Source organism: Halomonas sp. 3A7M (assembly GCF_014897875.1).
GTDB lineage: Bacteria > Pseudomonadota > Gammaproteobacteria > Pseudomonadales > Halomonadaceae > Vreelandella.
In genome coordinates, this window is the sequence record NZ_JABUZD010000080.1 from 20,848 (window position 1) to 32,210 (window position 11,363).

Consider the following 11,363-nt stretch of genomic DNA (forward strand, 5'->3'; position numbering starts at 1 on the left):
GTGGCGTTCTTTCTATCATCCACATTTATTAGCCCACTGTTAGTAGGCTTGTTAGGTAGTGTGCTGTTCGAGGCACTGCTGAGCCCTCGCCCACAACCGTTTTGGAAACGCGGCATAGCCGCAAACACGCTGCACCTTGGTAGCTGGTTACTGTTGTTTGGCGCCTTTATGCTGCTTCTGCAACGCCCTTGGTTTGCTGTTGTTTTCATCTTATCGCTGCAACTCGTGGTCGTGCAGTCCAGCAATACTAAATCACGCACGTTGAACGAACCCTTTATTTGCCATGATTTTGAATACTTCTGGGATGCTATTTTGCACCCGCGTCTGTATGTGCCTTTTTTCGGCATTGGTCTCGCCATTGCTGCCAGCAGCGCCGGTGCGGTTGCGATTGGTAGCTTTTTGGTTTTTGAACCATCGCTAATTCGCCAATGGGGCGGCACTGCGTTTCTAGTGAATAGCCTAATGCTGATAGCAATCGGTGCGCTGCTCGTTTGGCTGGGGTGGCGAAAACTGCCGCCTATCACACTGACCCCTAACATTGACCTAGATCGACTGGGACTATTTTCAAGCCTGTGGGCATACGGCATTGCCCTGATGCGCTCACAACCGCCCACACCCGAGACATCGCCCTTTCAGCCACTTGCTCAACATCGGTCACTTGATCAACATAGCCTTGAGCTAGACGCCGATGCGGCAAAGCCAAACGTTGTGCTGGTACAAAGTGAATCGTTTTTTGATCCTCGCCCCTGGTGTAGCGAGATTGCCGCTGACTTACTGCCGAATTATGACGCTACCTGCCAGGAAGCTGTCGTGCAGGGAGCGCTGAATGTGCCCGCATGGGGCGCAAACACTGTGCGCACCGAATGCGCCGTTTTAACTGGCATAGCGCCTGACACCTGGGGACCGCGCCAGTTTAATCCTTACCGTACGCTGTCGCGCCACACACTGCCCAGCATTGCCAGTGCATTCAAAGCCCAAGGCTATCGAACTGTTTGTGTTCACCCTTACCCGGCTACCTTCTACATGCGTGACAGCGTTATTCCCAAACTAGGGTTTGAGACGTTTATCGACATTCGCGCATTCGAAAGCCAGGATAAGCATGGCCAGTACATTGGTGACCAAGCCGTTGCACGAAAAGTTGGACGCCTGCTTGAAGATAACGATAATAGGCCTCTCTTTGTGTTTGTGATTACCATGGAGAATCACGGCCCTTTACACTTAGAAGCACCGGAAAAGGCTAGGGTAGCGTCAACATTGCCTACTGCACCGTGGCCGCTACCGCATCATTTACGGGATTTAGCTGTTTACCTGCACCATTTGGGTGAATCAGATAAAATGCTCGGAAGCGTTAAAGCAGCGCTAAACTCTGCTATAAGACCAGGGCTGCTGGGCTGGTACGGTGACCACGTACCCATACTGCCTGCCGCATATAGGCACTATTCGCCTCCTGCTAGCAGCACCCCGTACATGATATGGTCAACGGTAGTAGATCGTAATTTGCATGATAAGACGCCCATTGAGCGCGCGTCGTGCACGCTGGAAGCAAACGAACTTGGCGTCTACCTATTTAAACGAGCGTTTGGACGCGATATAAGTAGCGATGTGATCAAGGCAGAACCAGAACCTCAGGAGCAAGAATGACTAAACGCGTTGCCATTATCGGCGCCGCCCATCGTTTCCCCGGCACCACACCTGAAACGTTCTGGCAGGACCTGCAAGCCGAAAAAGACCTCGTCACCCAAGTGGCCCCCGGCCGCTGGAGCCTCGATGCTTTCCAGCATCCGGACAAACGCCATCCCGGCACCAGCGTCACCTTTGCCGCGGGTAGCCTAGGCGATATAAGCGGATTCGACGCAGAGTTTTTCGGTATTTCGCCCCGTGAAGCGGCGAACATGGACCCGCAACAGCGCATGCTGTTGGAGCTTAGCTGGGAAGCCATGGAAAGCGCGGGCATCGTGCCCAGCACCCTGCGCGGTAGCCAGTGCGGCGTTTTCCTTGGCATCGCCAGCCTTGATTACTCCTATCGCCTTGCCGATGACATGGCGGCGATTGATGCCTCGACCGCGACCGGTAATACCTCAAGTATCGCCTCTAACCGGCTTTCTTACGTCTTTGATCTACATGGCCCCAGCATGTCGCTGGATACCGCCTGTTCCTCTTCCATGGTGGCCTTCCACCAGGCATGCCAATCGATTCGCAGCGGCGAAACCAATATGGCGCTAGCAGGTGGCATCAGTCTGCACCTGCACCCCTATGGTTTTATTATTTTTTCTAAGGCCAGCATGCTCTCGCCCACTGGCCGCTGCCAAGTCTTCGATGAAGCCGGTAATGGTTACGTGCGCTCCGAGGGTGCCGGGCTGTTTTTGCTAAAAGATTATGATCAAGCCGTGGCCGACGGCGATAATATCCTGGCCGTGGTAGCAGGCTCAGCGGTTAACACTGACGGCCACAAATCTGGCCTTACGGTGCCCAACCCCAGCGCCCAAATTGAATTAATGCGCCGCGCCTACGAACAGGCTGGCATTTCGCCGGACGAGATCGACTACCTTGAAGCTCACGGCACCGGCACCGCCGTTGGCGACCCCATTGAAACCCGGGCTATCGGCGAAGCACTCGGCAAGCATCGTAAAACACCACTTCTGATTGGCTCAGTGAAAAGTAATCTCGGCCATTTAGAAACGGCATCTGGCGTTGCCGGGCTTGCTAAAGCGCTGTACAGCCTGCAGCACCGTGAAGTGCCCGCCACCATTGGTATACGCAATCTTAATCCACGCATCAAATTTGATGAGTGGAACATTAGCGTGGTCACCAAAGCTCAAGCGCTCAAAAAACAGGGCCGCTTGGTCATTGGCGTCAACTCCTTTGGTTTTGGTGGCGCCAATGCTCACGTCATACTGGAAAGTGCCCCCGAAAAAGCACCAGCACCTCGCCAAGTGCCCGATGCTGCGCTACCCGTTCGTATTAGCGCACGAAGCCAGGAAGCACTGGCGGCTAATGCCCGTGCCCTAGCTAATTTCCTACGCGAAAGCGACCATGCTTTCTATGATACCGCCCACACGCTGAACAGCCACCGCGAACAACACACGTTTGGCGCGCTCTGTTTCGCCCAAACAGCTGAGGCCGCCGCCAGCGCGCTCAGCCAGTTTGCTGAAGGTGAAACCAACAGCGTTGTGACACTGGAGCGCTTAGCTAACGCCCGAGGCCCAGTGTTTGTTTACGACGGGAACGGCTGCCAATGGGAAACCATGGGTCACGACCTGCTAGACAGCGAACCCGTGTTTAGCGACGCCATTGATCGTGTAGATACCCTGTTCCAGAAGCATGGTGATTTTTCACTGCGTGACGAGCTTGCGGGCCGTAACCAGGAAGAGTCCAGCGAAGGGCGCTTTGAGCGCACCGAAATCGCCCAACCCGCCCTGTTTGCACTGCAGGTCGCGTTAACCGAATGGCTTAAATCCAAGGGTATCGTGCCCACCGCCGTATTCGGCCACAGCGTTGGCGAAGTTGCTGCCGCCTGGGCATCCGGCGCATTAACGTTAGAAGACGCCGTTAAAGTTATTTATTACCGCAGTTTCTACCAGGGCAAAACCCGTGGTCTTGGGGAAATGACGGCTGTCGCTATCAGCGCGGAAGAGATCGCTCCCTGGCTTGAAAAACCCGAATTTAGCAACATTAGCCTGGCAGGCATTAACAGCCCCAAAGGCATTACGTTAGCAGGTGATCGTGACCAGCTAAGCGCCATTGAAGCAGCCCTTAGCGAACAGAGCACCTTCGCAAAGCGCCTGCCACTGGACTACGCCTTCCACAGCCCCGCCATGGACAGCATCAAAGCAGGCGTCGTGGAAGCCTTGGCTGACATTCGTCCAGGCGCCACGCAGATTCCTTATGTGTCCACCGTGACCGGCACCATCAGTGAAGGCACACAGCTGGATGCCCATTACTGGTGGCTCAATATTCGTGAGCCCGTCCTATTTGATAACGCCGCTACGGTGCTTATTGAGCAGGGTTACAATGTCTTTGTGGAAGTCGGCGCGCACCCCATCCTGCGCCGCTATATGAACGACTCCTTACGCCAGCAAGAGCGTAGCGGATTAGTGCTAGGCACCATTGAACGGCATAAGTCAGGCGCAGATGGTTTAACCCGCTGCCTCGGCCAATTGTTGCTAAGCGGGTTAAGCCTCGATAGCCACCACTTCTTCCCTGTAGAAGGCCAGCGCGTCCTGCTGCCACACTACGCCTGGCAACGCACCCAACTTTGGGTGCAAGGCACCAACGATGGCCAAGGGTTGCTTTCCCGCTATTATCAGCACCCATTACTTGGCTACCCATTGGCGCAGCAGGATCACACCTGGGAAAGCCAGCTGGATACCAAGCGCCAGCCATGGCTGGCCGACCACGTCGTTGGCGAAGGTGCAGTCTTCCCGGGTGCGGGGTTTGTGGAACTTACGCTAGCAGCAGCCCTACAGCAGAAAGATACACCGCTTTTAGACATTGAAGAGCTGGAGATTCGCGCTCCCTTACTGTTGGATGGGCCCAATGGGCGCACCATGCGCTTGACGCTGGATCCAGACGACGGCCGCTTAGCCATCCACTCCCGCGAGCCAGCCACCGGTAGCGAATGGCAGCTAAATGCCGTTGCTCGCCGCATGCGCGAAAGCCGCGGCTTCTTGCTCAACCGAAAAGCACCAAGCCTGCCAAGCCGCGCGCCAGACTATACCCTGGCCGAGCACTTGCAGATGGCCGAACGTATCGGACTGCATTACGGGCCTGCGTTCCAAGCCATTAGCCGTGGCTGGATTGAAGGCGACAGCGTCATTGGTGAAATTACCCTATCCGATAGTGTCCAGTCGCAGCTCGATACGCTGCACGTTCATCCGGGCATTTTGGATAGTGCTTTTCAGATGTTCATTCCGCTGCTAGCTCAACACAACGAGTTTGCAGCCCAGCTAGCCTTTGTGCCAGTTCGTGTTGGGCGCATCCAGGTGAACGCTGAAGCCGGTGCACCGGTGCTGGCGCGAGCAGTAATGGGTAAGCGCGCGCCCCACTCCTTCACCGCCGACTTCGAACTGTATGACGCCGCCGGTAACGCCGTGGCCGTGCTTAGTGAAACCCGCTTCAAGGCGATTCGCTTAAACCGCGCTCATCACCAGCATTTTAGCTACCTGGATGTTGAGTTAACGCCTGCTCCGCTAAACGCGGCGACGCTTTCGCTGCCAGGCAGTGCACTCGCCCGGCTGGCTGGGCTAAGCGATGCGTTTACCGCCAGCACCGGCCAACGCTATGCCCAAGAAGTATCACCGCTGCTCGATAGCCTTAGCGAAGCCTTTACTGGTGTTAATGTTAACGTCGGCGAAGATCAGCTCGCACCGGAAACCATTTGGCAGTTACTGGTACAGGATTACCCCGACTATTTTGCGCCGATTCATATGGTGGGTCGCTTAGGGCTACACCGTGAGCAATTGTCCAGCGGCAACGACACCCTTGAAAGCCTAGGCATTACCACTGAGCACCTAGCAGGCATTAATCGCGTCCTTATCGGCGAAAACGGCTGGCAAGTGTTAGCCGCCGAGCTTGGCGCATTAATGGAAGCCACGCTAGCCACGCTGCCCACCGGTCAGCGGCTGCAGTTGTTAGAAGCAGGTCCCTGTACTCCCGCTCTGGGCCAGCGACTGCTCGAACAGCTAGCGAATACGACTATCTCTAAAGATGCGCACCACTACCGCGCCATCACCACCAGCGACACGGCTCGCCATCAGGCGGAACAGCTTCAAGAACGTTTCCCGCTGATGGATATTCAGCCACTGGAAGATTCACTGCCAGCGCTTAGCCCTGCAGAGAAAGCCCAGCTGGCGTTTATCAGCGTGGACGTGACCCAGCCTGAAAGCACCCGCCAGTTGATTGAAGCGCTGCCAGGCCAGCTTGCGCCAGGCGCTCAGGTAATGGTGATTGGTGTCCACCCGAGCCGTTGGCTTGATGACTTACTGGCGACACCCGGCATCGACCAAACCGCCCTGGAACAAGACAACCTAGTCGAGTGGTTAGCGCAACAAGGCCTCAGCGTTTCGCCGCCGGTTGAGCTGGAAGAGAATGGTGCTTACCTACTGCATGGCCAATACGCAGCAAGCAATGACTCGCTGACGCAAACGGCAGCAGAGGCCTACCATTTGCTTGTCTCTGACGCGGAGCACGAAGCACTTGCTGCCCAGCTTGCAGAGCGGTTAGGCACCGCCAATACATGGCTAACCGTCAGCGACGCAACCCCGCAAGCACTGTTAAATACAGCGCTAGGCGAACGCCAAAACGTACCTGCCGCACTCAATGTGATCGATCTGCGTGGGCTTAAGGGCTGTACAACCGCCGCTCAAACTCAGCGCTGCCACACGGCACAGCAGTGGTCACTGGCATTAGAAGCAAGTGGGCTTGAAGGCCAAAGCAGCCGCGTCACGCTCTGGCTGCCGACCCAGGCTGCCAGTACAGGCGATGACGCCGCACTATGGGGCTTTGGTCGTTCGCTCGCCAATGAAGCGGTTGGTCATAGCGTCACGCTGATCGATCTACCAAACGCTCCCAACGATGCGACGTTAAACGCTTTTGCAGCGTCACTTGCTACGCCAGATAGCGAAAACGAGCTGGTAATAACGGTTGAAGGCGAGCGGTTTGCTACCCGCCTTCGCACCCTGCCCGCTCCTCACCCGGTCAAGCAGGCAAGCGCTGCGCCTCATCAGGCAATGACGCTGGGCTTTGCCCTACCAGGGCAATTGCGTCAGCTGCAGTGGCGGCCACGCCCACTGCCTGAACTTGGCGCGGATGAGGTAGAAATTCGCGTCAAAGCGACCGGTCTCAACTTCCGCGATGTCATGTACACCCTTGGCTTACTGTCTGATGAAGCAATTGAAAATGGCTTCGCTGGCCCAACCCTAGGGCTTGAGTTCTCGGGAGAGGTTCTCGCCGTGGGTGCCAATGTTCAGCACGTTGCACCCGGCCAAGCGGTCGTGGGCTTTGGACCCGCCAGCTTCAGCGACCGCCTCATTGCTAGCCAGAATGCCGTCGCGCCCCTGCCGGAAGGCGTCAGCTATGCTGCTGCCGCGACGATACCGACCACGTTCTTCACCGTGTACTACGCGCTAAAACATCTGGCGCGCCTGGAGCCCGGCGAGAAAGTGCTGATTCACGGTGCCGCTGGCGGCGTTGGTATCGCCGCGTTGCAAATTGCCCAGTGGCTGGGCGCCGATATCTACGCCACCGTTGGCTCTGAAGAGAAGCGCGACTTCCTGCGCCTTATGGGTGAAGAGCGTATTTACGACTCCCGCTCGCTGACATTTGCCGAAGAGATCCTAGAGGACACGCAAGGCGAAGGCTTGGATGTCGTACTGAACTCATTGGCAGGCGAAGCGATTAACCAAAACCTCCGCGCATTGCGCCCGTTTGGCCGCTTCCTAGAATTAGGTAAACGGGATTTCTATGAAAATACTCATATTGGCCTACGCCCGTTCCGCAACAACTTAATCTACTTCGGCATCGACTCCGACCAGTTGATGAAAGTGCAGCCTGCCCTCACCCAGCGCCTGTTCGGTGAAATGATGGCGCTATTTAACGATGGCACACTCAGCCCGCTGCCGTTCACGGCGTTCAGTCACAACCAAGTGATTGATGCCTTCCGTTATATGCAGCAAGCACGCCAGATCGGCAAAGTGGTAGTCACCTACGAACAGCCTATTGCTCCACCGCGTAACGAGCTATTAGGCACCGGCGCGATGACACTCGCAGCCGACGCCAGCTATCTAGTGACCGGTGGCTTAGGTGGCTTTGGCCTAAAAACGGCTCAATGGTTAGTCAGCAAAGGCGCACGTCAGCTTATCCTGCTAAGCCGCAGCGGTCCCGCTAGCGAAGAAGCCCAAGCTGCTATCGCGACCTTTGAAGCCCAAGGCGTGAAAGTACTGGCTGCGGCCTGTGATATTACCGATTACGACGCGCTAGCAAGCATTATGGCGCGCGTGCAACGCGAACTTAGCCCGCTGCGTGGCATCGTGCATGCCGCCACAGTGATCGACGACGGCTTGATTCGTAACTTAGATGCCGAGCGTATTCAAAAGGTGCTCGCTCCTAAAATCGACGGTGCTCGTCACCTAGACGCGCTCACCCGCGACATTGAGCTGGACTTCTTTGTGCTCTACTCTTCGGCGACCACGCTATTCGGTAACCCTGGACAGGCCAATTACGTCGCCGCCAACCACTGGCTAGAAGCTTTTGCTGCCCGCCGCCGTGCCGCTGGCCTAGCGGCTACCTGCGTACGCTGGGGGGCGATTGAAGATGTCGGCTTCCTGGCACGCAACACGCGCACCCGGGATGCGCTGCAAGAGCGCTTAGGCGGTTCTGCACTTCGCTCGGATGACGCCCTCAACGTGCTTGAGCAAATGCTGCTGACCCCAGGGCCAAGCCTTGGTGTTCTTGAACTTGAATGGGGCGCACTGGCACGCTTCTTACCCACCGCCCAGGCACCACGGTTTAACGAAATTGCCCGCACCAGCGATGATGATGGCAGCGTTGACCACGATGACGATATCAGTGCGCTACTGGCCGACCTCTCGCCAGAAGAGCTGCATAGCACCATTACCGACCTACTGCGCGCAGAACTAGCCAGTATCCTGCTGATTGATGAAGAGAAAATCGACATCAACCGTTCGGTATACGATATGGGGTTTGATTCGCTCATGGGCGTTGAATTGATGACCGCCATCGAGAACCGCCTGAACGTGCAAGTACCGGTGATGGTGTTGAGTGAAGCGTCAACGCTGAACAAACTGGCAGGTGTGCTGATTCAAAAATTACATCAGCATGACAATGATGTTGAAGAAGCGCCACAAGATGCGTTAGCCTCTCTGGCCGCTCGCCACGGGGCGGACGGGCTCAACAATGAGTCGGCTTCAACATCTACCACCGAGACACCATGACCGTAAAGCGCTCTGAACTGAAACGACAGCTGCTGGAACAGGCACGCAAGCGCCCAACGCCCCGTGCCACCAGCACCCAAGCCACTGCTATCTCAGGCGCCGAGGCAACTCGGACTGTTCCCGAGCGCTTTACACGATTTGATGCCCACCCGGGTTATCAGCAGCTAGTCATGATGCGCCAGGGCGCTAAACAGCTCGGGCTTATAGACCCGTTCTTTAAAGTCCATGACGGCCTCGCCGGTGCTACCAGCGTGATTGATGGACATGAGTGCATTAATTTTGCCAGCTACAACTACCTGGGTTACTCCGGTGACCCACGGGTTGTTCAAGCGGCATCCGACGCAGCGGCTCACTACGGCACCTCCGTCTCTGCCAGTCGCGTCGTCTCGGGTGAACGACCTATTCACGGCGAACTAGAGCAAGCGATCGCCAACATCTATGGTGTTGAAGACGCGGTTGTTTTTGTCAGCGGTCACGCAACCAATGTGTCTACCCTTGGCTATCTATTGGGCCCGAAAGACCTTGTGCTTCACGACGAGTACATCCACAACAGCTCATTGGTCGGCGCGCAGCTGTCAGGCGCAAAGCGCATGTCCTTTAGTCATAACGACCCTGCCGCACTCGACGCGCTGTTAAGTCGTCATCGCCATCAATTTGAACGCGTTCTTGTGGTCATTGAAGGGCTTTACAGCATGGATGGCGACATCCCCGACCTACCCCGCTTTATTGAACTAAAGCAACGCCATCGGGCGTGGCTGATGGTCGATGAAGCGCATTCGTTTGGCGTCATGGGCGACACTGGCCTAGGCTTAAGAGAGCACTTTGCGATTGACCCAATCGATGTCGATATCTGGATGGGTACGATGAGCAAAACGCTATCAGGCTGCGGGGGCTATATCGCAGGCAATAAAGCGCTGGTCGAAACACTGCGCTACTTTGCACCCGGTTTTCTTTACAGCGTCGGCATGCCCGCCCAAGTGGCCGCGCCTTCACTTAAAGTACTGGAATTGATGCCCCAGGAAACCGAGCGCGTTACCCAGCTACAGGCTATTTCGCGCTACTTCCTAGAGCAGGCTCAAGCGAGAGGAATGGACACCGGCCACAGTATCGGCTCTGCCGTCGTGCCAGTTATTGTAGGAAGCTCGCCGCTCGCGGCTCACCTCTCCCACGCACTGCTTGCGCAGCACATTAACGTGCAGCCTATTCTGTATCCTGCGGTTCCCGAGAAAAGCGCGCGGCTGCGTTTTTTCCTTTCCTGTGAACACACCAAAGACCATATTGACCAAACGCTGGATGCACTCGCGCTACTGCTCGCCAATGCCAAAGGGTGATTTATGGATGAATTCGAAACCCAATCAGAGTGGATTAAACCCTGCTGGTATGTAATTCAATGCAAAGGTGGCGAGTCATTTCGCGCCGCTGAACACCTCACCAATCAAGGGTACGAGGTGTTCCACCCAGTGCTGAACGCTAAACGTAAGCGCCAAGGCAAGCTTACGCTGGTGAACGAGCCACTTTTCCCCTATTACCTGTTTATCCGGCTGGATCAAACCGTCAGCAACTGGCGGCCCATTCGCTCCACCCGCGGGGTACTGCGCCTACTCACCTTTGGCAACACGCCCATTGCCGTGCCAGATGCACTAGTAGACACCCTACGCGCACAGCCGCATCACCAGGAAGGCAGCCACAGCTACTTCTGCGCAGGGGAAACCGTGACGATCACCGACGGCCCCTTCAAAGATTTAGAAGCCGTCTTCAAACGGTGTAAAGGCGAAGAGCGCGCTATCGTGCTGCTTAACGTGCTACAACGCCCACAGGATGTCGAGATTTCAGTCGACAACCTACAGAAAAAATAACCCGTTGCCCGAGGCAAAACAGCACCTCGGGCAGGGAAACATCACATGCTCTGGTCAACCACTTCCTCAGCACTCAATCCGTCTTCACTATCGACAGCATCGAGTTGCTCCAAGAAGAAGCCGCGTGCGGCTTCACAGTTAACGCCACGCTCCTTAGCCCCGGCCTCCCACTGACTTGGAAGATCTGCGGCTATTTGTTGGAAGCGCTCAAGTTCTTCGGCCGGCAGTTCCACAAACGTATTGCCCTGCTGTTGCGCAAACTCGACGCCACGCTCATCCACCACGTCCATCATGTAGCCAAACAAGCGAGAGAGTCTTTCTCCCGACACGTCTTCAATGGCCGCACGATCTTCTTCAGAAAGCGAGGCCCATGTATCAGGGTTGATGACCAGCGAGAAATCTCCCCTACCAGATCCGCGCGGCCTTTATCGATGAAATGATCCATATAGCTACGCACTAACTCGCGAACCCATGCCTCATGCTTTTCGAGGTTCTCAGGCAGGAAAGCATCCTTGACAATCCTCCTCTCCCTGAAGGAAGAGGATTCCCGGGTTGT

6 protein-coding genes are annotated in these 11,363 nt (G+C 56.0%); 4 read left to right on the top strand and 2 right to left on the bottom strand.

Features of this window, described 5'->3' with window-relative positions; translation table 11 throughout:
• From INT19_RS07405 to rfaH, 4 genes are read left to right on the top strand one after another with little or no spacing between them, the layout of a single operon-like run.
• Nucleotides 1-1,641 (top strand): LTA synthase family protein, encoded by a 1,641-nt coding sequence (locus INT19_RS07405; protein WP_193060303.1) that lies wholly within the window; start codon nucleotides 1-3, stop codon nucleotides 1,639-1,641.
• Nucleotides 1,638-8,951, top strand: coding sequence for a type I polyketide synthase (locus INT19_RS07410; RefSeq protein WP_193060304.1), 7,314 nt, complete (start codon nucleotides 1,638-1,640; stop codon nucleotides 8,949-8,951). Before INT19_RS07405 ends, INT19_RS07410 begins: the two co-directional genes overlap by 4 nt.
• Complete coding sequence (locus tag INT19_RS07415) at nucleotides 8,948-10,282, top strand: aminotransferase class I/II-fold pyridoxal phosphate-dependent enzyme (protein ID WP_193060305.1); 1,335 nt, start codon at nucleotides 8,948-8,950, stop codon at nucleotides 10,280-10,282. The genes INT19_RS07410 and INT19_RS07415 overlap by 4 nt, the downstream gene beginning before the upstream one ends.
• 3 nt (nucleotides 10,283-10,285) lie before the next feature.
• Nucleotides 10,286-10,807 carry a transcription/translation regulatory transformer protein RfaH gene (gene rfaH / locus INT19_RS07420; protein ID WP_193060306.1) on the top strand — a complete coding sequence of 174 codons (522 nt, stop codon included), beginning with the start codon at nucleotides 10,286-10,288 and terminating at the stop codon, nucleotides 10,805-10,807.
• Nucleotides 10,808-10,848: 41 nt separating this feature from the next.
• Here the strand turns inward: rfaH and INT19_RS07425 are convergent, their stop codons facing one another.
• Both INT19_RS07425 and INT19_RS19430 read right to left on the bottom strand, forming a co-directional pair.
• Nucleotides 10,849-11,199: a hypothetical protein gene (locus tag INT19_RS07425; RefSeq protein WP_226924524.1), complete on the bottom strand. Its 351-nt coding sequence runs from the start codon at nucleotides 11,197-11,199 to the stop codon at nucleotides 10,849-10,851.
• Nucleotides 11,097-11,363 (bottom strand): cytochrome P450 (locus INT19_RS19430; protein ID WP_226924523.1); only part of this gene is annotated, 267 nt, incomplete at its 5' end. The genes INT19_RS19430 and INT19_RS07425, both read right to left, overlap by 103 nt.